25 protein-coding genes are annotated in these 23,758 nt (G+C 59.8%); 4 read left to right on the top strand and 21 right to left on the bottom strand.

From position 1 onward, the window contains the following. Positions 1 to 3 precede the first annotated feature (3 nt). Complete coding sequence (locus LVD12_RS01050; RefSeq protein ID WP_237064980.1) at positions 4 to 1,017, bottom strand: zinc-dependent alcohol dehydrogenase family protein; 1,014 nt, start codon at positions 1,015 to 1,017, stop codon at positions 4 to 6. 208 nt (positions 1,018 to 1,225) lie between these two features. On the opposite strand from LVD12_RS01050, the gene LVD12_RS01055 reads away from it, so the two are divergent. Continuing rightward, entirely contained in the window at positions 1,226 to 1,528 is a 303-nt protein-coding gene (locus LVD12_RS01055; RefSeq protein WP_237064982.1) for a hypothetical protein, read from the top strand. Positions 1,529 to 1,754: 226 nt separating this feature from the next. Next, positions 1,755 to 2,075 (top strand): YidH family protein, encoded by a 321-nt coding sequence (locus LVD12_RS01060; RefSeq protein ID WP_237064984.1) that lies wholly within the window; start codon positions 1,755 to 1,757, stop codon positions 2,073 to 2,075. Positions 2,076 to 2,133: 58 nt separating this feature from the next. Here the strand turns inward: LVD12_RS01060 and hypE are convergent, their stop codons facing one another. The 11 genes from hypE to LVD12_RS01115 are packed head-to-tail and all read right to left on the bottom strand — an operon-like array spanning position 2,134 to position 12,124. Continuing rightward, positions 2,134 to 3,180, bottom strand: a complete 1,047-nt coding sequence (gene hypE, locus LVD12_RS01065) for a hydrogenase expression/formation protein HypE (RefSeq protein ID WP_237064987.1) — start codon at positions 3,178 to 3,180, stop codon at positions 2,134 to 2,136. Continuing rightward, positions 3,170 to 4,273 (bottom strand): hydrogenase formation protein HypD, encoded by a 1,104-nt coding sequence (hypD, locus tag LVD12_RS01070; RefSeq protein ID WP_237064989.1) that lies wholly within the window; start codon positions 4,271 to 4,273, stop codon positions 3,170 to 3,172. The genes hypE and hypD overlap by 11 nt, the downstream gene beginning before the upstream one ends. Next, complete coding sequence (locus LVD12_RS01075; protein ID WP_237064991.1) at positions 4,270 to 4,512, bottom strand: HypC/HybG/HupF family hydrogenase formation chaperone; 243 nt, start codon at positions 4,510 to 4,512, stop codon at positions 4,270 to 4,272. The genes hypD and LVD12_RS01075 overlap by 4 nt, the downstream gene beginning before the upstream one ends. 2 nt (positions 4,513 to 4,514) lie before the next feature. Continuing rightward, positions 4,515 to 6,851 carry a carbamoyltransferase HypF gene (gene hypF, locus LVD12_RS01080; protein WP_237064993.1) on the bottom strand — a complete coding sequence of 779 codons (2,337 nt, stop codon included), beginning with the start codon at positions 6,849 to 6,851 and terminating at the stop codon, positions 4,515 to 4,517. Beyond that, the gene (locus tag LVD12_RS01085; RefSeq protein WP_237064995.1) at positions 6,838 to 7,110 is read right to left on the bottom strand and encodes a hydrogenase/urease maturation nickel metallochaperone HypA; all 273 of its coding nucleotides are present in this window, start codon (positions 7,108 to 7,110) and stop codon (positions 6,838 to 6,840) included. The genes hypF and LVD12_RS01085 overlap by 14 nt, the downstream gene beginning before the upstream one ends. Further along, positions 7,064 to 7,573 (bottom strand): hydrogenase maturation protease, encoded by a 510-nt coding sequence (locus tag LVD12_RS01090; RefSeq protein ID WP_237064997.1) that lies wholly within the window; start codon positions 7,571 to 7,573, stop codon positions 7,064 to 7,066. Before LVD12_RS01090 ends, LVD12_RS01085 begins: the two co-directional genes overlap by 47 nt. Then, on the bottom strand, positions 7,570 to 8,889 hold the full coding sequence (locus LVD12_RS01095; protein ID WP_237064998.1) for a Ni/Fe hydrogenase subunit alpha: 1,320 nt from the start codon (positions 8,887 to 8,889) through the stop codon (positions 7,570 to 7,572). Before LVD12_RS01095 ends, LVD12_RS01090 begins: the two co-directional genes overlap by 4 nt. Continuing rightward, a complete protein-coding gene (locus tag LVD12_RS01100; RefSeq protein ID WP_237064999.1) occupies positions 8,876 to 9,682 on the bottom strand; it encodes an NADH-quinone oxidoreductase subunit B family protein in 807 nt (268 codons plus the stop codon). Before LVD12_RS01100 ends, LVD12_RS01095 begins: the two co-directional genes overlap by 14 nt. A 26-nt stretch (positions 9,683 to 9,708) precedes the next feature. After that, positions 9,709 to 10,524 carry an FAD/NAD(P)-binding protein gene (locus LVD12_RS01105; protein ID WP_237065000.1) on the bottom strand — a complete coding sequence of 272 codons (816 nt, stop codon included), beginning with the start codon at positions 10,522 to 10,524 and terminating at the stop codon, positions 9,709 to 9,711. Next, positions 10,521 to 11,003: a cyclic nucleotide-binding domain-containing protein gene (locus tag LVD12_RS01110; RefSeq protein ID WP_237065001.1), complete on the bottom strand. Its 483-nt coding sequence runs from the start codon at positions 11,001 to 11,003 to the stop codon at positions 10,521 to 10,523. The genes LVD12_RS01105 and LVD12_RS01110 overlap by 4 nt, the downstream gene beginning before the upstream one ends. Continuing rightward, positions 11,000 to 12,124 (bottom strand): 4Fe-4S dicluster domain-containing protein, encoded by a 1,125-nt coding sequence (locus LVD12_RS01115; protein WP_237065002.1) that lies wholly within the window; start codon positions 12,122 to 12,124, stop codon positions 11,000 to 11,002. The genes LVD12_RS01110 and LVD12_RS01115 overlap by 4 nt, the downstream gene beginning before the upstream one ends. Positions 12,125 to 12,255: 131 nt before the next feature. Here LVD12_RS01115 and LVD12_RS01120 point away from each other — a divergent pair, with 131 nt between their 5' ends. Together LVD12_RS01120 and ppsA are read left to right on the top strand one after the other, a co-directional pair. Beyond that, positions 12,256 to 12,804, top strand: coding sequence for a GNAT family N-acetyltransferase (locus LVD12_RS01120; RefSeq protein WP_237065003.1), 549 nt, complete (start codon positions 12,256 to 12,258; stop codon positions 12,802 to 12,804). Between the two features lie 185 nt (positions 12,805 to 12,989). Next, a complete protein-coding gene (gene ppsA, locus LVD12_RS01125; RefSeq protein WP_237065005.1) occupies positions 12,990 to 15,404 on the top strand; it encodes a phosphoenolpyruvate synthase in 2,415 nt (804 codons plus the stop codon). Between the two features lie 37 nt (positions 15,405 to 15,441). Here ppsA and LVD12_RS01130 read toward each other — a convergent pair whose 3' ends face one another. The 9 genes from LVD12_RS01130 to LVD12_RS01170 all read right to left on the bottom strand — a co-directional run bounded on the left by LVD12_RS01130 (position 15,442) and on the right by LVD12_RS01170 (position 23,758). Next, positions 15,442 to 18,183: a cation-translocating P-type ATPase gene (locus LVD12_RS01130; protein ID WP_237065007.1), complete on the bottom strand. Its 2,742-nt coding sequence runs from the start codon at positions 18,181 to 18,183 to the stop codon at positions 15,442 to 15,444. 508 nt (positions 18,184 to 18,691) lie between these two features. Next, positions 18,692 to 18,964, bottom strand: coding sequence for a ZIP family metal transporter (locus tag LVD12_RS01135; RefSeq protein WP_237065009.1), 273 nt, complete (start codon positions 18,962 to 18,964; stop codon positions 18,692 to 18,694). 41 nt (positions 18,965 to 19,005) lie between these two features. Further along, positions 19,006 to 19,851, bottom strand: coding sequence for a F0F1 ATP synthase subunit gamma (locus tag LVD12_RS01140; protein WP_237065011.1), 846 nt, complete (start codon positions 19,849 to 19,851; stop codon positions 19,006 to 19,008). After that, entirely contained in the window at positions 19,848 to 21,365 is a 1,518-nt protein-coding gene (locus LVD12_RS01145) for a F0F1 ATP synthase subunit alpha (RefSeq protein WP_237065013.1), read from the bottom strand. The genes LVD12_RS01140 and LVD12_RS01145 overlap by 4 nt, the downstream gene beginning before the upstream one ends. Beyond that, a complete protein-coding gene (locus tag LVD12_RS01150; protein WP_237065015.1) occupies positions 21,313 to 22,080 on the bottom strand; it encodes a F0F1 ATP synthase subunit delta in 768 nt (255 codons plus the stop codon). Before LVD12_RS01150 ends, LVD12_RS01145 begins: the two co-directional genes overlap by 53 nt. Before the next feature lie 16 nt (positions 22,081 to 22,096). Next, complete coding sequence (atpE, locus tag LVD12_RS01155) at positions 22,097 to 22,366, bottom strand: ATP synthase F0 subunit C (RefSeq protein WP_237065017.1); 270 nt, start codon at positions 22,364 to 22,366, stop codon at positions 22,097 to 22,099. Next, positions 22,359 to 23,057 carry a F0F1 ATP synthase subunit A gene (locus LVD12_RS01160; RefSeq protein ID WP_237065020.1) on the bottom strand — a complete coding sequence of 233 codons (699 nt, stop codon included), beginning with the start codon at positions 23,055 to 23,057 and terminating at the stop codon, positions 22,359 to 22,361. The genes atpE and LVD12_RS01160 overlap by 8 nt, the downstream gene beginning before the upstream one ends. Before the next feature lie 3 nt (positions 23,058 to 23,060). Further along, positions 23,061 to 23,336, bottom strand: coding sequence for an AtpZ/AtpI family protein (locus LVD12_RS01165; RefSeq protein WP_237065022.1), 276 nt, complete (start codon positions 23,334 to 23,336; stop codon positions 23,061 to 23,063). Further along, on the bottom strand, positions 23,333 to 23,758 hold the full coding sequence (locus LVD12_RS01170; RefSeq protein ID WP_237065023.1) for a F0F1 ATP synthase subunit delta/epsilon: 426 nt from the start codon (positions 23,756 to 23,758) through the stop codon (positions 23,333 to 23,335). The genes LVD12_RS01165 and LVD12_RS01170 overlap by 4 nt, the downstream gene beginning before the upstream one ends.

Here is a 23,758-nt window from a genome sequence, read left to right on the forward strand (position 1 = left end):
CGGCTACCACTCCACGCAGATTTTACCGAAGTGGCCGCCGCTCTGTTCGAAGCGGAAGGCGTCTGGCAGGTCCTCAAAGTCAAACGTGCGATCCACTACCGGCCGGATCCCGGTGGCATTCAATGCAGCGATATAGTCAAGCTGGTTGCGGCGGCTGCCGACGATCAGGCCCTGCAAGCGGGCCTGCTTCGCCATCAGCGTAGCTGTGGGTACTTCGCCGCTCATGCCGGTGAGGACGCCGATCAGGGCGATATGTCCGCCGACCCGAACTGCCTGAATAGACTGGCTCAGAGTCCCCGGGCCGCCGACCTCAATCACCTGATCCACACCGCGGCCACCGGTGAGAGACAGGACCCTTTCGCCCCAGTTTTCCTCTTGGCGGTAATTGATGGTGTGGTCAGCGCCCAGGGCCCGGGCTCGCTCGAGCTTTTCGTCGGATGATGAGGTGATGATTACCGACGCGCCCATGGCTTTGGCGATCTGCAATGCAGCAATGGACACGCCGCCAGTGCCGAGCGCGAGCACGGTGTCGCCAGCCTTGAGACTGCCGTCGACGACCAGGGCGCGCCAGGCCGTGAGGCCAGCGGTGGTGATGGTGGCGGCCTCAGCGTGACTCCAGCCCCGGGGCGCCCGGGTGAATGCAGCTGCATCCCGGACCGCGTGAGTCAGCGCAAATCCGCCAATGCCATCGCCCGGGGTGGCAGAGAAGTTGCTGACGGCAGGGAAGGGCAGCCCATCGGTCCACTGGGGGAAGAAAGTCGAGACGACATGATCTCCCGGCCTTAACTCTGTCACCCCATCTCCTACGGTCTCGATTACGCCCGCGCCATCAGACATCAGCACCCTGCCATCCTCCGAGGGGATCTGCCCTGAGGCGACTAGAAAATCGTGGAAATTCAGTGAGGTGGCGTGGATAGCCACCCGAACCTGTCCCGGTCCGGGATCGCCGGGATCCGGTAACTCGCGGATTTCAAGCTGATCGAGTCCCCCGGGCGTTCCTACTGTAAATGCTCTCATGCTCTCTGCTCACTGTAATTTGGCCGCATCCAGGCTTTGCTTGCGATCCGAATTGTAGAAGCTTTGGTGACCGCTCCGAGTTGGTAGCTTGTCGCATAAATAGTTATGTGGGCGACACATAAACAGTTATGTTGCCGTGATCATAATTATTTATGTTCCGCATCAGCGGTCGCATCATAAATAATTATGTGTGGCGGGTATGTTGTTTATGTACACTGCTCGCGAATTATTGCGCGGAGGCGGCATGGCGTCAGTCATCATCGATGGTAGAAATGCAGACTCGAAGCGGGTTTCGATCAGCCTGGATGAATTCTTGTGGCGGCTGGTGGCTGCGGACTTTCAGTCTGAGGCTGCAGCCCGGGGCTGGATCCGTGAGTACATCTCGACGCTGCACACCACCAAAGGACTGACTGCGATCGTCCGTGATCACTGTCTGCATCGCATCGTCAAGCCGTCACTGATCCGACGCGTCCAAGGCCTTGAAGGCCAGATGGATATCGATGAGTTATGAATGACTGATTGATAAGCCCCGGAGCTTCATTGCTGTGCTGGGGAAACGACGTTGGGGATGGGGGTCGGGGCTGGATTGGCTGTGCCTCCCGGCCCAGCCCGCATTGCGCATAATATAGATTATGTTAAATATGGTATTTGCGTTCCGAATGGCTGCTGGCCGGACCCCCGGCCGTTCCTGTTGGCCTGGACTCTTCCCGTGCGCCAATCCCGCTCTGGAGACGTCCATGTCCACGCATTTCACTGAGCACGCGGCCAATGAGCGAACGTTTCTCGCCTGGGTGCGGACGGCCATTGCCGTCGTTGGCTTTAGACTGGTTGTCGGGCGCATCGGCAATGAGCCCCCTGCGATTTGGTCCGAGATTGCGTTGGTCATCAGCGGCGCACTCGTCGTGCTTCTTTCCTATGTCCGTATGCAGCGACAGCGAAAAAGGATTGACCGGGATGCGGGCCTGGTTGACGAGGCGAATCCGGTTGACCTCCTTCTGGTCGGGCTGTTGTTCAGCCTGTTTGCCCTGATCCTGTTCTTTGGCCAGTACCTGGCCTGACAACCATCTGCGCCGCAGGCGCTCTCTGGCACTCGGAGTCCGGGACGGCTGCGGTGGATTAGCAGATCCGTGGAAGCTGTTCACCGGGGAGCCGCTCCAGGAGGCGTTCGCAGCCCAGCGTATTTTCAATGATGACCCTGCCTCTGTCCCTGGGGGCGACAGCATTCACCCTGCCAATGACACAGGCCTCCCTGGAAACAGGGTGCGCTGCCAGCAGATTCAGGGCCGAATCCACCTCCGCGGCGGGAACGAACGCGATAAACCGCCCTTCATTTGCCGCGTATAGGGCGTCGAGCCCCAGTAATTCGCAGGCGCCCTGGACCGATTCACTGATGGGGATGTGGTCCTCGCTTATCCAGAACTCAAGCCCGGCAGTTTCCGCGAGTTCAACCATTGCCGTCGCCAGTCCGCCCCGGGTCAGGTCCCGCAGGCAGTGGACATCGATCCCGTTGTTCAACAGTGCCTGTACGGGCTGATGCAGTGGCGCGCAATCACTGGCAAGGGGAAACCCGAATTCGAGTCCCTCGCGTTGCGCCATGACGGCGATCCCGTGTCTGCCAATGTCCCCAGACAGCAGGATGGCGTCGCCGACCTCGATCGCCTGCGGTGTGATGGTCTGCAGGCTTTCCACGAGACCAATACCGGCGGTATTGATGTAGAGACCATCCCCCTTCCCTCGCTCGACGACTTTCGTATCGCCGGTAACCAGCTGCACACCAGTTGCAGTCGCCGCCCGGCCCATGGAAGCCATGACCTGCTGCAGGATGTCCATTTCCAGGCCTTCCTCGAGTATCAGGCTGCAACTGAGGTAAAGCGGCCTGGCGCCGCTCATGGCGAGATCATTGACGGTGCCAAACACGGCCAGTTCGCCAATATCACCGCCGGGAAAAAACAGAGGGGTTATCACAAAGGAGTCGGTGGTGAAGGCGATCTGCGTGTTACCAATTGGCAGGGCAGCGCTGTCGTGTCCCTGCTGTAGCCAGGCATTGTCGATATGGGGCAGGACAAATTGTCGCAGCAGTCGCTGGGTCAGCTCCCCGCCACTACCGTGACCCAAGCGAATCGTTTGCTCCGTGGCAATCGGCAAAGGACAGTCAGTATTCATCGGCCGTACTCCGTTTGCGGTAGCGGTAATAGGCGGCGCAGGCACCCTCGGATGACACCATTGGTGCTCCCAGCGGGTGTTCCGGGCGACAGCGTTTGCCAAAGTGTGGACAGTCGTGCGGTTTTTTCAGTCCCTGCATGATGGCGCCGCTGAGGCATCCGGAATTGTCACTTTCGGGGCGCGACTCTATGGAGAATCTCTTGCGGGCATCAAGTGCGGAAAAGGCCGGGCGCAGCGTCAGTCCGCTGAAGGGGATGGGCCCTACTCCGCGCCAGGTCTGGGCGCTGATCTCGAATACCTCTTCGAGCCTGGCGCGGGCTTGCGGATTGCCCTCCGCTTTGACGGCGCGGGCATACCGGTTTTCAACCCGGTGCTCGCCCTGCTCCAGCTGGCGAACACACGCGAGTATCCCGTCAAGGATGTCCAGGGGCTCGAACCCGGTGACGACGATCGGCACGCAGTGGCTCCTGGAAAGCTCATGATAATTGTCGTAACCGGTAATGCTGCAGACGTGCCCTGCAGCCAGAAAAGCCTGGATGCGTGATTTAGGAGAGGCGCAGATGGCCTCGATGGCCGGTGGTACCAAAAAGTGAGATACCAGTATCGAAAAGTTGGCCAGTCCACGCTCCCTCGCCAGGCATGCGGTGAGCGCATGGGCCGGCGCGGTGGTTTCGAAGCCGATGGCGAACAATACGACCTCGCGGTCCGGGTTTTGTTCGGCGACGTCCAGCGCATGCAGTGGGGAATAGAGTGTGCGGATATCCCCACCTGCTGCCTTCACTGCCAGCAGGTCCTGACTGGAGCCTGGCACCCGCAGCATATCGCCGAAAGAACAGAAAATGACGTCCTTCCGTGAAGCCAGTGAGATCGCGAGATCCATGGTTTCCAGCGAGGTAACACACACCGGGCAGCCCGGGCCGTGGATCAGTTCCAGGCTTTCCGGTAGCAGTTGCTGCAGGCCGTATTTCATGATCGCGTGTGTCTGGCCGCCGCATATTTCCATAATCCGCCAGGGTTTTGTGGCGGTTCTCTGAATCTCGCCGGCGAGCTGGCGGATGCTCTGTTTCTGCCGGTATTCGTCGATGTACCTCACCCTTCCTCCTCCGCCGGATTCCCGTTGCTTGCCAGCCGTTCGAGTTCGAGGAATACCCGCTGCGCCTCCTGCTCGTGAAGCTTGCTGATCGCAAAGCCGACATGCACGATGACGTAATCCCCCACCTCCGCATCTGGCACATAGGCCAGGTTCACCTCGCGGCGGATGCCGCCAAAGCTGACGATACCGCTTCGTTCCAGCGGCAACTCGTTGAGCAGCTCTTCGATCTGCCCGGGCACGCCTAGACACACTGCGCGTTGCCCTCCTCCGACCGGCTTGTTGCAATAGACATGATGCGGGCGTAGTAAATCTGGCCCAGCGCGATACCGCCATCATTGGGGGGCACCCGGCTCTGCAGGTAAACGGTAAACCCATCGGCTTCGAGTGCCGTAGCGGCGGACTCAGCCAGGATGCGGTTCTGAAATACCCCGCCGGACAGGAATACATGTTTGCAATGACTGCGCTTCGCCAGGCTCAGGATCATCTGCACCAGGGTATTATGGAAAGTGCGGGCGATGTCATTGGTGGAGGTCTGGTGCCTGATGTCCGTCAGCAATGCCGCCAGCATTGGCTCCCAGTCCAGTATCCACTCCTCATTTTCCAGAGTAAGCCGGTAGGAATAGCGCGACGACCTGCCGGAGCACTGGGCAGCAAACTCCACGGCCATGGCGGCCTGCCCCTCGAAGGAGTTTTCTTTTGCGAGGCCAAGCAGGCCTGCAACTGCATCGAAAAGCCGGCCGGCACTGGAGCATTCCGGGCTGTTGATCCCGCGTTCCAGCATGCGTGTCAGTACCGGAATCTGCTGTTGCGTAAACAGTGCCCGCAGAGCCGGTTGAGAGAACGCCTGCTGCCGCATTGCTGTGTAGAGCAAGCCTGCGGCGCTGCGCCGTGGCTCCCTGATTGCCTGCTCTGCGCCGGGCAGAGGGAACGGCCGGAATCCGCCGAGCCGTCTGAGCCCGTTGCCGCCATCCCAGGTCATGAACTCGCTGCCGCGCAGTATGCCTCCCTCTCCATAGCCACTGCCATCCCAGCAGATGCCCAGCGCCCTGCCCCGAAACCCATGCTCTGCCATGGCCGAGAAGAAATGGGCTACATGGTGCTGCACAGGCGTTTGCGGTAGCCCCTGTGCGGTGGCCCAGCGGGTAGACGCATAGCCCGGGTGTCGATCTGTGAGGATGTGCTTGATGTCCAGGTCATTGAACCTGCTGATGTCTCGAATCGTGCTCTCGAACAGGGATCTGGACCGGCGCTCACCGAGGTCGCCGATATGCTGGCTGCAGTAGACCGTGTTGCCCCGACAGACGGCGACGGCATTTTTCAGGTCCGCCCCCACCGCCAGCAGGTCACCGTTCTCTTGCGCGCTTCCTGGCAGGGCCAGCTCCAGGGGCAGCGGCGCAAATCCCCGCGCACGCCGCAGCAGTACCATCTGCCCACGCATGATCCGGGCAACCGAGTCATCGAGTGGGCGCAGGACCGGCCTGTCGTGCACCAGGAACAGGTCGGCGATAGCGCCAAGGCGAGCCAGAGCCTCGTCGTTATCGATGCAGATGGGCTCGCCGGCCCGATTGCCGCTGGTGGCAACAACGGGAACTCCTAGCCTGTCCATCAACAGGTAATGAAGAGGCGAACAGGGCAGCATCACGCCGAGGTTGGGGTTGCCCGGCGCCACTTGCGCGGCAATTTGGCGGCTTGCATGTGCCCGCGCCTGCAACAGGACGATGGGGCGGGCTTGGCTGGCGAGAAGTTGCCGCTCCGGCTCGGAAAGGTGGCAATCCTTCCGCACCCCGGACAGATCCGCGTACAGCAGCGCAAATGGCTTATCAGGCCGCTGTTTGCGCTGCCGCAATCTGGCCACTGTGTTGGCATCCCCGGCACGGCAGAGAAGCTGGAAACCGCCGACGCTTTTCATGGCCACGATGGCGCCGCCGGCGAGCGCGTCTGATGCTGTCATCAGTGCGCTCTGGCCAGCGTCCTGGACATTTCCGTCGCTGTCCATGAGCTGAAGCTGCGGGCCACAGGTTGGGCAGGCATTGGGTTCGGCGTGAAAGCGACGATTCTGCGGATCCCCGTATTCCCGCTCGCACTCCGGGCACAGCGGGAACCCCCGCATAGCGGTATGAATGCGATCGTAGGGCAGTCTTTCGACAATGCTGTATCTCGGGCCACAGCTGGTGCAATTGGTGAACGGGTAACCATAGCGGCGGTTGCCCGGGTCGAAGATTTCCCGCAGGCACTGTGCGCAGGGCGCAAGATCTGGCAGCAGGGTCGCGGTGTTGGGACCGTTTCGCTCGCTTTCGCGAATCGTGAAACCGGTGTCTTTTCCTGCCTTGCTGTACTCGAGGGGCTGTACCTGCAGGGAAGTGATCTGTGCCAGTCCAGGCTTCTCGTCATCAAGCCGGCGCAGAAAGCGGCGCAGTGATGAACGCGCCCCCTGCGCCTCGATCCGGACACCCCGGCTGTGGTTGGCGACCCAGCCACTGAGTTCGCACTGGTGGGCCAGGCGCAGGACGAACGGGCGAAAGCCCACGCCCTGCACCAGCCCTGTGACCTCGAATCCCCACCGTTCAGGCTGGGTCATTGCGGTCGAATACCAGGCTCTCGAGAATGATGTCCTGGGCGAACGGGTGATTGATGTCCGCCAGCTCCTGAATCTCCAGTCGTAACCCTTCCAGGGGAGTGCCTGCGGTAGCGTGGTCGAAGTGCTCCTGCAGGTGCTCTGCAGAAATATGGGCGAGCGCACCGAGCCGGAGTTTGGCCGTGGTCAGGCGGCCAGTTTCCCTGGCCGCGAGTTCATGGATTTTTGTGACCAGATCGTTGATCAGGGATTGCTCGTGCATGGGGGCCGGCCTCCGTTGCAATTTGAATCAGTATTTTCTGAACCAGCTTTTCTGCCGCCGCCCGGACCGCCGGGCTGATTGGAGCGCCAGTACTGAACTCTCGGCCACAGACAGCATAGACAGTGAGTTTCTCCGGCAGGGCGTCGAGAAGCCGGGACAGTTCTAGGGCCTCTCCGAGGTTGAGGCCATGACTCGATGTCATGCAGAGGCTGGGCGGGATCGTTTCCTTCAGCCCATCCAGGCACAGCAGGGATCCGGGTTCGTGCCGGTCGCTCTGCAGTGCATCGACCAGGATGACCTGTCGGTGCCGCCAGTCTTCCACCAGCTGTGGCATGTCGCCGCCGTTTTCAATGCAGGCAGGCGGTTCTCCGGGTTTTGCCCTCAGGCGGTCGACCACATAGGGGCCGACAGCGTCATCGCCGCGAAAGCGGTTGCCGAGACTGATAATGGTCCAGTCTGTCATGGCAAAGCCCTCCCGCTTCTCTGCAGGTCGACTTTCAGGAAGTGCGTGGCGCAGGAAATACAGGGGTCATAGTTGCGAATGGCCTGTTCGCACCGGGCCTGCAGCTGTTCCGGCGGCAAGTGCAGCAACTTCGGCAGCATCAGCCGAAGATCGTCCTCGATGGTTTTCTGGTTCTGGGAGGTTGGGGGGACGATCCTGGCATCGCTAATCTTGCCCTGCTCATCCAGGCTGTAGCGATGGTAGAGCAGGCCCCGGGGCGCTTCTGTGGCGGCAAATCCGGTTGCTGCCCTGGGTGTTGTCGTGAGATAGGGAGCATCCGGTGCGCGATAGCGGTCGATGATTCCGATCGCTTCATCGAACGCGTGCAGGACTTCGATGCTGCGTACAACGATGCTCTGGAACGGGTTGGCGCAGAACGGGGGGAAGCCAACCTCCTCAGCAACCTGCCGTGCCAGTGGTGAAAGCCTGGAGTAATTGAGGTTGTAGCGCGCCATCGGACCCACCAGGTAGGCGCCACGCTCCCGGATCCTGCTTTGCAGGGCATTGGTGTAAGGAACCTGTTCCTCCTGGAAGTGGCAATCATATTCCCGGGCGGAGATGTCCAGTCCGTGAGTGGAGGTGATGCGCCCCTCGTTCATTGGGTATTCGTCGGGATGCGTCAGGGCTACGAATTCGTATCGTTCACAGTCATCCCGTTCGAATTTCGGGTGCGGGAGAGACGCTGCCCAGCGCACCATGTCCTCAGCCTGCGCCCTCCCCTTCAATAACTGATCCCGCAGGCTCAGCAATTGCTTGTAGGTCGGAACACGGTAAAACCCACCGATGCGAACATTGATCGGATGGACTTCGCGACCACCCAGAAGCGCGACGATGGTATTGCCGGCTTTCTTGATTTCGAGTCCAGCCTTCACCACCTGGGGGTGGTCGCGGGCCATTTCCACCGCACTGTGATAACCAAGAAAGTCCGGTGCGTGCAGCATGTAGATATGCAGGACATGGCTTTCAATCCATTCGCCGCAATACATGAGCCGCCGAAGGGCGCGTAGTTGCGGACTCGGCTGCAGGCCGAGCGCGTCCTCCATCGCATGCAGGGCGCTCATCTGGTAAGCCACGGGACAGATGCCACAGATTCTCGCCGTGATGTCAGGCGCCTCAGTGAAGTCCCTGCCACGCAGGAAGGCCTCGAAGAACCTGGGCGGCTCGAAAATCTTCAGTTTGACATCATGTACACCACCATCGTCATAACGGACATAGAGGGCGCCCTCACCTTCCACCCGGGCCAGGTAGTCGACCTTGATGGTTTTACTTCTGGTCATCGCCGCTCTCCTGCCCTGCCTCGCCTGCCAGGCGTCGGCTCTCATGTGCAAAGGCAGGGGCCTCTGCATTGAAGTTGCGCAGGTTCTCGATCACCGTCGCTTGTTCTGCCCCCAGCTCTTCCTGCCACCAGTGCACGAGCGAGCCGGTGTTGGGGTTTTCCTTTGGCCCGTAGCAGCCGTAACACCCCCGGTCATAACTCGGGCAGATTGCTCCGCAACCGGCGTGGGTGATGGGGCCCATGCAGGGGGTGCCGTGAGCCACCCAGACACAGACATTGCCGCGCAACTTGCACTCGATGCAGACAGAGTGCGCCGGCACCTGTGGGGGACGTCGATGGAGAAAGGAACTGATGACCTCCAGCAGTTGATGTTTGTTGATCGGGCATCCCTGCAGCTCGAAGTCCACTGTCACATGGGCACTGATCGGGGTGGAAGTCGCCAGAGTGGCGATGTATTGCGGCTCGGCATAGACGATCGCGGCAAAATCCTCCACATCGGAAAAATTACGCAGCGCCTGGACCCCGCCAGCCGTGGCGCAGGCGCCGATGGTGATCAGGGCCCGGGACTGACGTCGAACCTCTACGATACGGTCCCTGTCATGCGCAGTGGTAATGGAGCCCTCAACCAGCGACAGGTCGTAGGGTCCCTCCACTTCACGGCTGGATGCCTCTTTGAAGTAGGCGATGTCTACGATGTCGGCCAGCTCCAGCAATTCATCTTCGCAGTCCAGCAGGCTCAGTTGGCAGCCATCGCAGGAAGCAAATTTCCACACTGCCAATTTTGCCCTGTCCATGCACGCTTCTCCCTGATTGCCCTCTTCTAAAGTGCGTGAATCCCGAGCCAGTTTTGGACGTCTGCAAAGCAGAACACCGGGCCATTTTTGCAGACGAAATTCGGACCCCACTGGCAGTGGCCGCACAGCCCGGTGCCACACTTCATATTGCGCTCCATAGAGATATAGATTGCGCTCGCCGGCATACCCCTCTCCAATAGCATCTGGATGGAGAAGCGCATCATGGCTTCGGGACCGCAGAGAAATGCCACGGCGTTGTGGGCATCGAAGTCGGCCCTCTTGAGTGGTGTGGTGATGACGCCTACCTCCCCGCTCCATGCAGAATCGCCGTGATCCACCGTCGTTATCACCGGCATCTCGTGACTCCAGGCCTGCAGTTCTGTGCCGTATAGCATCTCACCGGGGCGGCGGGCACCATAGAACAGGCGGAAGTTGGGGATCGCCCGCGGCCGGGGTTGGTGCAACAGGTGGTAAATAACCGGCCGAAGCGGCGCCAACCCCAGCCCTCCGGCAATCAGCAACAGCTCCCTGCCCTTCGCTTCAGGCAGGGGCCAGCCATTGCCGAAGGGGCCGCGCACGCCGAGCTGCTCGCCTTCCTGCAAGCGCGCGAGGGCCGCGGTCACCAGTCCCCGGGTTCTGATGGTATGGACGGTGGTGCCCTCCAGCTGTTGGGGGCGGCCGCTCATGGAAATGGCCACTTCGCCGGCACCGAAGGCGTAGAGCATGTTGAACTGCCCCGGACTGAATGCCGGTGCGGGCTGCTCAATGGCAGTGAGGTGCAGGGTGAAAGCGCCGGGATACTCCTCGGTGCGGCGGTCCACGCGAAAAGGCCGGGGCGTCACGGAGCTGCCGTCCCCGCCGAAGGCTTGTCGCCGTATAGGTCGAGCAGTTGTATGCGCGCCTCCCGCAGCCGCTCGGTGGTGATGCGCGCAAAACGTTTCATCAGCTCAAAGCCAAGGGCAGGCTCCGTCTCACACTTTTCCCGCAGGCATTTGCCGTTCAGGCGAATGCCGTGCACCTTCTCCAGCGCTCGCGCATCGAAAGTCCACCGGTAAGGTGGAAACAGCCAGGACCAGCCGAAGATTTCGCCCCCGCTGATGGTTTGCAGGCAGAGAGCGCCGTGATTGGGGACAAAGGTCTCGACGGCAACCCTGCCGGCCCGGATCAGGAAGAAGTCATCTGCAGGTGCCCCTTCGCGAGCAAGGTAGTCTCCCGGCTGGTAGATGCAGTTCTCCCCGCAGCCGGCAATGAACTCCTGATGCTCCCGGGGCAGGTCCTGGAAGAACGGATGTTGTTGCAAGAGCTCCGCGATCGTCTTCATGACGGCTCTTCGAGCTCACGGATACGCGCGACCTGCTCGGTCAGGTCGATCCCTACCGGGCACCAGCTGATGCACCGGCCGCAACCGACACATCCAGATGAGTCGAACTGGTCGAACCATGAAGCCAGCTTGTGTGTCATCCACTGACGATAACGTGAGCGCGTGTCGGCGCGCACCGGGCCGCCGCTGATATAACTGAAGTCCCTGGTAAAGCAGGAGTCCCAACGTTCACGCCTTTCAGCGGTCTCACCACTCAAGTCCGTGCTGTCTTCGACGGTTGAGCAGAAGCAGGTCGGGCACACCATGGTGCAATTGGCGCAGGAGAGGCAGCGCTCCGCGACTTCATCCCAGGCTGGGCTGTCCAGATTGCGGTACAGCAGTTCCTTCAGGTCGCCACTGTCGAATTGGCGGCTTCCCGATTCCATCTCCTTTGCTGCCCGGTCGACCGCGGCCTCGGCTAACTGTAGCTGCCGGGCTGTTGCGGGCTTGACCGGTAGGCTGTTGAGAATCTGTCCCCCCCGATAGGAATCACTGCCAATCAGGAAATAATGTTCCTGGCCGTCGATGACTTCCGTCAGCGCCAGGTCACTCTCCAGCGTAACCCTGGGGCCTGTCTGCATGGAGGTACAGAAGCAGGTTTCCGCTGGCGCGGTACAATTGACGGCTACGGTCAGGATGTTTGCCCGCCGGTTCAGGTAACTGTCGTTGCGATAGTGATCATCGATGAAGATGCGGTCCTGGATTGCGATTGCGTGAAGCTCACAGCTGCGCACGCCGAGGAAGGCCACTGCGGGGGCTTCGTCCACGATCTCCGTCATGCGGATACCGTGATCGGTTCGTTGCGCCTTCCAGACCGGCCGGGTAGGCAGTTGAAGAAATTGTTTCCAGGAGTGTGGCCCGGCCGCGTAGCCGAAATAGGCCCCGTCGGTACGGCGTTTCAGTCGATAGTGTCCCCTGTCCTGCTCGTCAGTCCAGCCGCGGGGTAAGTCACTGGCGCAGGCGACAGGACCGTAGGTAATGGCCTGGTCCTGTACTACCGGACCGAGAACCTCGTAGCCCTGCGCCCGGATCGCCTGTATCAGCGAATCCAGGTCGTCTGCCTGTAGTACGAAGTTGTACATGATTGGACGCCCTGCCGGCTGAGTTTTACGCGTCAATGAACAGGCCTGGTTGGGTGGTTGCAAGCAGAGCCTTCTATTATTGAGGCAGATTGTAGAAAGCGGCTGGCCGCTGTGAGAGGAGACTGGCGACAATGTCCAAACAGGAACCACAGGAAGCACTGACCCGCACCGTCACCGAAAAGCTCAGCAATGACAGAGTAGTGACGATTCGGCCCATGGAGCGTGAAGATCGGGAGCTCGAGAGCGACTTTATTACCCATCTGTCGCCAGAATCCCGCCACTTCCGCTTTCTTGGTGGTGTCGGCAAGCCCAGTGAAAAGCTGCTCGATGCACTGACGGACATAGACCACGATCAGCGGGAGGCCTTCATCGCACTTGCCGGGGATGATTCCCGTGAAAAGCAGGTTGGCGTATCCCGTTATGCGGTGGATGCCGACGGCACAGCTGCCGAATGCGCAGTGGTGGTGGCCGACGACTGGCAGAAGGCTGGGCTGGGAACCCTGTTGATCAATCGCCTGGTCGAATCGGCCAGGGCAAGGGGGCTCCAGCGGCTTTACTCCATCGACTCGGCGGAAAATCACAAATTACAGGAAGTTGCCCGCAACATGGGCTGGGACTGCAAGACCAATCCCGATGACCATACCCAGGTCATTTACACCCTGCAGTTGAACGGCGCCTGAGACCCACCGGTGGAATAGCCGCTCGCAAGCCATTGTGTAGCAGTCTGGATTTCCCCTCCGGAAACCCCCTGTCCCCAGAGGGCGGCCGGTCTACAGTCCCTCGGACGTCAGCGACAGCCCATTTTGGCAAGCCGCCATTCGCCTGCCAGTCCGTCTCCCCCGTCTGATCCCAGGCAGTGAGCAAGATGTCCGAACAACGACACTACATACGATGGTTTGAAGAAACGACCCTGCAGGATATCGCTGCTGTGGGAGGCAAGGCTGCCTCGCTCGGCGAGATATACCAGGCGCTGACCCCGCAGGGCATCCGGATCCCCAACGGTTTCTGTGTAACCGCCGATGCCTATCGGGCAGTCCTTGATGAGGCAAAGCTGTGGGAAAAGCTCAGGACCCTGCTATCGAATGATCCCCCCAAAGACGCCCCGGTGGCAGCAGAAGTCGCCGCACAGGCCCGGGCGCTGGTCTACGGGGCGGGACTCCCGACTGCCGTTGAAGAGCAGATTACGCAGGCCTATCAGCAACTCTGTGGTGAATATGGTGATGGACTGCGGGTCGCGGTTCGCAGCTCTGCCACCGCGGAGGATCTACCCTCGGCCAGTTTTGCCGGCCAGCACGAAAGCTTTCTGAATATTGGCGACCTGGATGGTCTGCTCGATGCTTGTCGCCATTGCTTTGCCTCGCTCTTCACAGAGCGGGCCATCAGCTACCGGGAGCGCAACGGTTTCGACCACTTCAGCGTGTACCTGGCGGTGGTGGTGATGAAGATGGTGCGGGCGGATCGAGCCTCGAGTGGAGTCATGTTTACGCTGGATACGGACACCGGCTTTCGCGATGTGGTGTTTATCAACTCGGCCTATGGCCTTGGAGAGAATATTGTCCAGGGGACCGTTGATCCAGACGAGTTCTATGTCCACAAGCCCACGTTCGCAGAAGGGCATCGGTGTGTGTTGCGCCGCCATCTGGGAGCAAAACAACAGACACTCACCTGTGACGAAAACCCTAACAGCCAGGAATTGCAGAACCTGGACACCCCCGTGGAGCGCAGTCAGCGATTCAGCCTCAGCGATGATGAGGTGCTGCTTTTGGCGGATTACGCGTTGAAGACTGAAGCCCACTTCCGCCGCCTTCGCGGCCAAGAGTGCCCTATGGATATTGAGTGGGCCAAGGATGGCGAGGACAACCAGCTCTACGTATTACAGGCGCGTCCGGAGACGGTTGCTTCCCAGAAGCCACGCAATCAGCTGAAGCGGTACCACTTTACAGAAAAGCCGGATAAAACCGCTCTTCTCGCCTCCGGGCGCGCAATCGGCACCGGTATCGCCAGTGGGAAGGTTCGGCGAGTCGATAATGCTGCCGGCCTGACGGACTTCCGTGATGGCGAAGTGCTGTACGCAGAGAGCACCAGTCCTGATTGGGGGCCGGCGATGCGGCGTGCAAGTGCTCTGGTTACGGAACGGGGTGGGCGTACCTGCCACGCGGCGATTGTGGCGCGGGAATTCGGCATCCCGGCGGTAGTGGGTATCGGTAATGCTGGAGGAGCATTGCAGAACGGCGAGTTTGTGACCGTCACCTGTGCTGAAGGGGATATCGGCAGGGTATTCGGGGGTGAGATTCCTTTTGAAGCCAGCACCATCGCGCTCGATGATGTGCCGCGGACCAGGACCAGAATGATGATCAACCTCGGCAGCCCGGACCAGGCCTTTCGGCTGAGTGCCCTGCCCTGCGATGGCGTGGGATTGGCGCGGATGGAGTTTATCGTCAACGAGTACATCAAAGCCCACCCGATGGCACTCGCGCACCCCGAGCAGGTCGACGACCCGGATGCGCAGGCGGCACTCGCCACACTCACCAGCCACCACAAATCTGGCGCCGACTTCTTTATCGAAAAGCTCTCCGAGGGTATCGGTACCATCGCTGCTGCCTTCTACCCGCACCCGGTGATTGTGCGAACCTCGGATTTCAAGACCAACGAATACGCGCGCCTGATTGGCGGCAGCGGCTTCGAGCCCCACGAGGAGAATCCGATGCTGGGTTTCCGCGGGGCGTCCCGCTACGCCCATGAAGCCTACGCCGATGGCTTTGCGCTGGAATGCATGGCCCTGAAACGGGCCCGGGAGGAGATGGGGCTCAGTAACATCAAGGTGATGATTCCCTTCTGCCGCAGGGTTTCTGAAGGGAAACAGGTCGTGCAGACGATGAGGGCACATGGACTCGCAGCGGGTGAAAATGAGCTTGAGATCTACGTGATGTGTGAAATTCCCAATAACGTCGTGCAGATCGATGCCTTCAGCCAGGTTTTTGATGGCATTTCCATTGGCTCCAATGATTTGACCCAGCTGGTTCTCGGCGTAGACCGGGATTCGGACATTGTGGCTTTTGATTTTGATGAGCGGGATGCCGGGGTCATGGAAATGATGAAGCAGGCAATTGAAGGTGCTCACCGCAACGGCATTCCCGCTGGTATCTGCGGCGAAGCTCCATCCAATTATCCGGAAGTGGCGGAGTTCCTGGTGCGACAGGGGATCGACTCCATCAGCCTCAGTCCGGATGCGCTCCTGAAGACCCTTGAGCGGGTGTCGGCTCTGGAGCGGGGGCTGTGACGATTCGTGCTGCCCCACCTGCCCAGACAGGTGGGTTTCAGGGCGGTGACTGGCCTGGATTGACCTGAAGTCGGCTTTGCCGTCCTGAAACGAGCAGGAGCAGCTCCATGGCAGCGAGCTGTAACAGGGCGATCATCAGCAGTGTTAGCCAATGTCCTGCACTGACTGGTTGCACACCGAGAACAGTCTGCATCAGCGGTGAGTACATAGCCGCGATATGCAGTCCCTGAGCCGCAAGCGTGCCCAGCAGCAGGAGCGGGTTGCTGAACAGGGGGTGGCGGAAGACCGAGCGGGTCTCGGAGCGACTGTTGAATACCTGCACATTTTCGAACAGCACCATCAGTAAAAGGACGCTATTGCGAGCCGACTCCACACTCCAGCCCCGTTCGAGGAGCCAGACAAAAGTCAGGAATGCGAGCCCTCCCATCACCAGGCCGGAGAGGATGACCCGCCGAAGCATGAGCGGGTCAAAGAGGGATTCCCGCGGTGGCCGGGGAGGCATTTTCATCTCATCGCCCTCCCCCGGCTCCAGCGCCAGTCCAATGCTCTGTACGCTGTTGGTGACAAGGTTGAGCCAGAGCAGCTGTACCGGCGTGAGTGGTAAAGGGAGCCCCAGTGCCGTGGACAGGATAAACAGCACCACCTCCGCAGCGCCGGTGGAGAGCAGGAAAAAAATCACCTTGCGGATGTTGCGATAGGCGATGCGTCCTTCTTCGACGCCAGAAACCACCGAGGCAAAATTGTCATCCGTGAGTAACAGGTCCGCAGAAGCTTTGGCAACCTCGGTGCCGCGCTGACTCATCGCCACACCCACATGGGCGCTACGCAGCGCAGGGGCGTCATTGACACCATCACCGGTCACAGCGACGAACTCCCCCTGGCGTTGCAGGGACTGCACGATCGTCAGCTTCTGCTGGGGTGAGACCCGGGCGTAAACGTTCGCCCCTGCTGTGAGCGCGTCGACCGTGCTTTTGCCTTGCTGTTCTGCCCTGTCCAGTTCCGGCCCGGTGACTGGCTTCGAGTTCTCATCAGCCATGCCGAGCTCGCGGGCGATGCTCAGCGCCGTGTGGGGATGATCACCGGTGAGCATACTCACCCGGATGCCGGCGTCCTTGCATGCGCTCACTGCCTGGGTTGCCTCGGGCCGCAGGGGGTCGACCATGGCTACTAGTCCGAGCAGGCACAAGTCATGTAAATGGTTTTTCAGGTCCTCCGCTGAGCGCGTTTTCAGGCCCGCTGGTCGCCCCTCCGCAATGGCCAGTACCCGTGCCCCACGCTGTGCCAGTTCCTGCATCATGGCAACGGCTTTGTTTTCATCCAGGGGAATATCACCGTCTGCGCCGGCCATCAGGCTACACATTGGCAGCAGCTTTTCGAGTGCGCCTTTGACACAGATCAGCTGTCCCTTTTCCTCCCGGTGCATTGTCGCGGCATAGCCTAGAGCCGGTTCATAGTGCACCTGGGTATCGAGTGGGTACCGTTCCAGCAGCTCGAGGCGGGTGTGCCCGCTGACGTAAGCCATCATCAGCAGCGCCTGATCCACAGTGTCTCCTGTGGCCTGCAGCTCGCCATTTTCCAGTGGATACATCTCGGCTTCGTTACAGAGCGCTGATGCGCGTACCAGTCGCCCGAGCCTTGAATGCAGGTCCACGTGTTGTCGCCGCTTATGGCGCTGCGCGCCCTCATTTACGGGCCCGCCAGTGTCGTCAATCCGCACTGTCTCTTCATCCAGAAAGGCCACCTCAGAGACGGTGAGTTGGTTCCTGGTGAGGGTGCCAGTCTTGTCTGCCGCGATGACTGTACATGAACCGAGACTCTCAACGGCTACCAGCTTGCGGACGATCACATGGCGCCGGACCATCCGTCGTGTGGCCACCGACAGCACGATGGTCAAAGCCATCGGCAGCCCCTCAGGGATTGCCGATACGGCGAGCGCAACCACCGTCATAAAAATAAGCAACGGTGGCGTATCGCGCAGAAGTTCAATGCCGGCCAGCATGGCGACAACGAAGAGCAACACAATCGTGAGTTTTTTACTGAAACGTTCAATCCGTTGAACGAGCGGTGGTTTGACCTCCTCTGCTGTCTGAAGACTCAAGCTCAACCGACCCATTTCCGTCTGCAGGCCTGTGGCCGTTACCAATCCGCGAGCTCTCCCGCTGGCGACGAGACTGCCAGCGAAACACTGGTTGTTTCGGTCCGCGACCGGCGCTTCCAGCGAGCAGATGGCCTGTGCATCTTTATCGACCGGTAACGATTCCCCGGTCAGTACCGATTCATCGATTTCCAACCCCTCGGCTGTCAACAGGCGCAGGTCTGCGGGCACGCGATCGCCCGAGGCGAGCACGACCAGGTCACCGGGTACGAGGTTTTCGGCATCAAGCTCACGGGATTCACCATCGCGTATCACCTGCGCCTGGCTCACCATCAGTTTGCGCAAGGCCTGGGCATTCCGGTGGGCGTGGTATTCCTGTAGTGCCCCGATGAGCGCATTGACCAGCAGGATCGCGCCGATAAAGGAGGCGTCAGCCAGTTTGCCGACCAGGATGGAAACCACCATTGCTGCGAGTAGTACGTAGATCAGTGGGCTGATGAACTGGCGCAGGAACAGGCGCGGAAACCCGGGGAGTCGTGGCGCAGGCAGACGGTTGATACCATAACTGGCAAGGCGCCTATCGACTTCCGCACTCGAAAGCCCCTGTGGATCCGTTTTGAGTGCGGCAGTGGTTTCCTCAGGACTTAACGTGTGCCAGGGGGGATGGTCATGGATTTCAGTCATCAACTTTTTGGCTTTATAGGGTTCAACCCACCAAGAGATACTCGCTCGCGAAAAGCTCACTGCAACATTAGCATCCCGGTTGGCTGATGGCCGGGATGATCATCATGTCTGAAAAGATGACTGCGTCGCAGGGATTGGGAGACCGTTGAATTACGACATGGGCGGTCTACACCGGCCCGCGGCTTATTCCGGCCCTACCCTGATGAAACCCAGAGAAGCCAGTAGCCCGTCGTCACTGTCATTGCCGCCTCGACCACCGTACTCACGAGCGCAGTCGCATTTCAGTCTTCATGCACTGATGATGTTTCTGCTTCTCGCTGCGTTCAGTCTTCCTCAAGTGTCTGTTGCCGAACAGGCCGAGGCCCCTGGTGCTGGAAGTCTTCGGTCCCGAGGGATGCCTGCACTGTGCAACAGCAAACCGTTGTGATTCATACCGCAAAAAGCAACAGGCGAGCATATACATCAGTGCCAGGCCCGCGGCAAAATACCAAAGTGGACTGCGACCCTGTCAAAGCGATCCTGTTGCTTGATTTCTGGGATCAAGTCCGAAGCAGCGATAGTGTAAATGTTGCTCCATGAGCAGAAAGGCGCTGAAGCCGGTCACTACCCATGCAGCCGCTGTGAGAGGTGACATCGACCGTACGCCTTCCGGCAGCATAGGGAAGAAGGCACCCCCCAGTAGTGACGCCGCCGCCAGTGAGATCAGGGGCAGCAGCAGACGCTCAAGGGTTTGATCCTTCAACAGGGCCGTGATGCTGCCGATCATGGCAATGGCGCTCATCAGGAGGCCGCCAAGAATCACCCACCCAAGCTCTCCCAACCCTACTCCTCCTTCTGAGAAAGGTCGGTGGCATCGGCGTTCAGGAGAATGACTTCGATCTCTTCGATAATCTCTTCCTGACGAAGCTGGTTGTCGCGATAGGCGAGCCGTTCCAACGACTGGTCAAGGTGCCGGACGGCTCCGTCGAGGTGTTTCGTACGGCGCTGGTTTTCTGCCATCATGGACCGGTAAAGAATCTCGTGCAGGGTCGCGAACAGTGAGTGGTGGGTAAGTTCTGCCAGCAGCTGCTCTGGGGGAAGAAGAATCTCCGGAGCGTGACCGCTGCGCGGTGCCGCAACCGGGGGGTTCCGGAAAGGCGGCAATAAGGTTCGGGTAACCGGCTCCTGAGCGTCGGGATCCTGGTAAATCACCTCCAGCGCCAATGCGTGTGGGCCTTTACCCTGATCTGCGAGCACAGCGGTCAGGCGCTTGAGAACGCCCTCGACCTCCTCCATCAATGCGGCACCCGCCACTGCCCCGATTAGCTGCCGATGGTCCTCGAGACGGGTGCAGAGTTTGTGTCCGCAGGCCACGAATCCCTCGTAGATTGGAGAGAGCGTCCTTTCCAGGCGCTGGATCAGCGATTCGTTGAAGTTTCCACAAAATCCTCGTTCAGAGCCGACGACAAGGAGCAGCCTTCGCTCCGGTGGCGCGGGCTGCATGCCTGGAAAAAAAGCCAGCAGATCTGCTGCACAACGATCAATACCTTTAACCACCTGCTGCTGGATCTCGACAAAACCCCGGAGCTTTCGCGACTCCATGAATGCGAGGGACTGCATGGCACTCATGATCTGACGCGCTTCGCCCAGGCGGTGTTTGTGGCGCTCAAGCTGATGTCGCTGACTCAATTTTCCTGTCCCACGGATGTTTCCAGCCAGGATTTCGCCAACTTCCGCCATTGGTCCCGGTCATCATCCAGTGTGAGTCGGCTGCTTTTGACATGCTCGAGTAACTCAGCCAGAAGTTCGGGTAACTGAGCTCTCTCTGCGTCATCGAGCAGGCCATCATTGAAGGCGACCATCCATCCCAGCTGAAATTCGATTGGCAACGGAGACAGGCGGTCCTGCTTCAGGATTTCCCGCAGTACCCTGCCGCGGCGAATGGCTTTTTCCATGCCTGCTTCCAGCTTGGCCCCGAAACGGGTGAACATCTCGACTTCGAGGAATTGCAGGTAGTCCAGCTTCATCCGGCCGGCCTCGCGCTTGATAGCGGGGTGCTGGGCACGGCCACCGATGCGGGAGACTGATTTACCGATGTCGATAGCCGGCCGAAACCCGCCGGAAAAGAGCTCCCGGTCCAGGTAAACCTGCCCGTCAGTGATTGAGATCAGATTGGTAGGGATATAGGCCGCGATCTCACCGAGCTTGGTCTCCACGATCGGCAGCGCAGTGATGCTCCCTGCCCCACTGTCGGGGTTCAGGCAGGTTGAGCGCTCCAGGAGCCCGGCATGAACGGAAAATATGTCTCCGGGATAGGCTTCCCGCCCCGGTGGCCGTCTCAGAAGCAACGAGAGCTCCCGATAGGTCTTGGCATGGGTGGACAAATCGTCGTAAACCACGAGGCTGTGCATGCCCCGCCGCATCCAGTACTCCGCGATCGCACAGCCGCTGAACGGCGCCAGGTGTTGCAGCCCAGGCAGTGCACTGGCCTCGGCAACAACGACGGTGGTGTAGGCCAATGCACCGGTTTGCCTGAGCAGGTCGATGGTGGCGACTACGGTCGAACGCTTCTGGCCGATGAGGACATACACGCAGCGCACATCCTGGTCCTTCTGGTTGACCACAGCGTCCAGCGCCAGGGCGCTGCGTCCAAGCCCCTCATCGCCGATGATCAGCTGCCGTTGCCCCCGGCCAACCGGTATCATGGTGTCCAGGATCTTGCTCCCCGTGTAGAGGGGCTTTTGCACAAAATCACGTTCAATGATTGGCGGAGAGCTCTTTTCGAGACGCGCCCAGCCGTCGCACTGGGGCATATCCCCCTCATCCAGCGGGTACCCGAGAGGATCGATGACGCGCCCGAGCAGAGCCTCTCCAAGGGCAATTCCCAACGGTCTCGGATTTCGTCTCGCCACGGTGCCTGCGGTGAGGGCTCGGGTTTCCTCCAGCAAAACCGCCCCGACCAGTGACGGCGCAAGGTCGAACACCAGGCCGCGGCTGCCGTCATCGAAATCCAGTATGTCGTCGATGGCAACGCTCGGTAGCCCGGCTACCCAGGCAATCCCATCTCCCACAGACACCACTCGGCCCTGCTCCCGGATACGCAGTCCGGGGTGGTAGCTTTGCAGCCATTTCTCACGCTGGTCCAGCAGGTCACCGCTCACCGTCTGCCCCTGCAGGCTCTCCTGCCACGTGGGCGAAGCCACGTAATTCGTCGCGAAGATTGGCGGCAAGTTCCCAGGCCCCCAGCGTTATCCGGTAACCGGCCAGCAGTTCAGGGTCTTCGACAAAATGGCCTGTTACCGGTCTCTGCAGCACCCCGGACAGTGCATCACTGATCGCCGCACGCTGCTGCTCGTCCAGCGGGTAGGCGCTGGCAATCTCGGGCTCGGTGTCAGCACCTGCCAGTTGCGTTCGAATTTTCTCTGCCTGGTCTTTCGGAATATCCGCCAGGGCCCGCTGCAGAATTTCTCCGAGGCGCTGTTCCACCTCATCTCCGGCTGCCAGGGTCAAAATCCGAGCGGCAAAACTGCTGCCCTGCTCCAGGGCGCGCCTTTGCAACTTCTTTTGCTCCTCCTGCTGTTGCTGACGCTGAAGACTTTCTACCCTCTGCCGCTCCGCTTCGAGGTGTTCGTGCAGCGCCTTCATCTTGTGCTGCCTCTCTGCCTGCAGTTCCTGCTCCATTATGTCACGGGCTTTCTGTTGTTCTCGACGCCACTCTTCCAGGCGCGAGGTATATTGCTGTTGTATTTCTTCCGCTTTTTTCTGCGCTGTTTTGGCATCCGCAAGGCGCTCATTGATTGCCTGTTGCCGGCGGGCAATCACCTCGCGTACGGGGCGGTAGAGAAAATGCTTGAGGATCCAGACCAGAATCAGGAAGTTGAAGAGTTCCAGCAGGAAAGTGGACCAGCTGAGCTCCAAGGGTGTCTCCCGCCCATCAGGGCTTCAGCAGGTATTCCAGCAGTGGATTACGGAACAGAATGATCAGGGCAATCACCAGCACATAGATTGCCAGCGACTCGATCATGGCCAGACCAATAAACAGCGTCCGCATGATCGAGCGCTCAGCTTCCGGCTGGCGGGCGAGCGCATCCAGCGCACTGCTGATCGCACGTCCCATTGCAAAAGCGGGGCCCAGTACGCCAATCGCAATTGCGAGCGCTACGACAACCGTCGATCCCAGGGTAAACCAGCTGATGTCATTCATCCCTTTCCTCGTGGCGTTGTTCCCGCAATTGCTGCGACTGCAGACCCCCGGCGACATAAATCAGCGCCAGCATGCCAAAGATGTAGGCCTGGACCAGTGCCTCGATGATATGCAGCATCAGTATAGGTATCGGAGCCAGGAAACCGGCAACCAGTAATACCAGCAAAGCAGCTACCTCCAGGCTCATGATATTGCCAAAAAGACGTACCGCCAGGGCGACTGTACGGGTGATCTCGCTGATGATATGGAATGGGAGAAGGATCGGGCTCGGCGTCAGATAGTGTCGAAGGTAGCTACGCAGACCCTGGCTTCTGATTCCGAACCAGTGCACTGAAAGGAATACCAGAATGGCCAGGGCCGCAGTGGCTGAGAGGTCGCGTGTGGGCGAGTGAATTCCCGGCAGCAAACCGCTCAGGTTGGCCACGACAAGAAAGATCCATAGTGTGCCGATAAACGGCAGCAGCAATGAGACATGCTGTGGCGCTACGGCCCGGATCGCATCCTCGATGGTGACGACGATGCCCTCTGCCGCGGCCTGGATCTGGCCCGGCAGCTCTCGCAGCCGGTGTGATACCAGCCAGGCGGCCACGCCAAGGACAATCATGATTGCCCACGTCGTGAGTACGGTGCTAGTGATAGTGACCGGACCGAGTTGAAACAGGACTTGCGGGAAGAGCCCACCGTCTTCCACGGGTTACTCCCTGAGCAGGAAATAGACGTTCATGGCACCTACTACCAGGCCCACGAAAATGAGGCTGAGGGTCCAGCGCGTGGAATATCCCTGCGACTGTCCATCAATCCAGTGGCCCAGGTATGCGCCTGCCACGACAGGTAAAACGAATACCAGGCCCAGCGTCCCGAGGTAGATCGTCTGTGCTATGAGCGTCGGTCGGTCGCGCTCGGCCTGTTTCATGCGTCGGGCCTGTTTTTCGACAGTCTCTCGCAGTTTGCTTTCGTGGTTCTGGTTCATTGCAGTCTGCTGGCGGAAGAATCTCTGTGCTCGGCCTCCCAGAGCTTGCGCAATACCGATTCTTCCATTTTTCGCATACTCTCCTTCATCTCACGAAGTGCCTCTTCCTCTGCGAGCAACTGTTGGCGCAGGCGTTCCGCGACGCGCTCGTAATCTTCGTCCAGAAGAAAGCGACGGGTAAAAATCTGTAATCGGTTATCGTGAAAGTAGAGTACCCCACCGGGGAGTGCCAGATATTGCCAATCCCCTCCCTCGACCCGAAAGCGGCTCAGACCGAAAACCAGCGATGTGATCATCCGCCCGTGGTAGGCCTGTATTCCAAAACTGCCTGAGGCGTCCTCTCCCACAAAAGAGATGGCACTGTCAAAGGACTGCTGCTCCGTGGCCGAGTAGAGCTGTAGCGTGAAAGTCTTGTCCGGCAT

This window comes from Microbulbifer guangxiensis, assembly GCF_021729075.1.
Classification (GTDB): Bacteria; Pseudomonadota; Gammaproteobacteria; order Pseudomonadales; family Cellvibrionaceae; genus Microbulbifer; species Microbulbifer guangxiensis.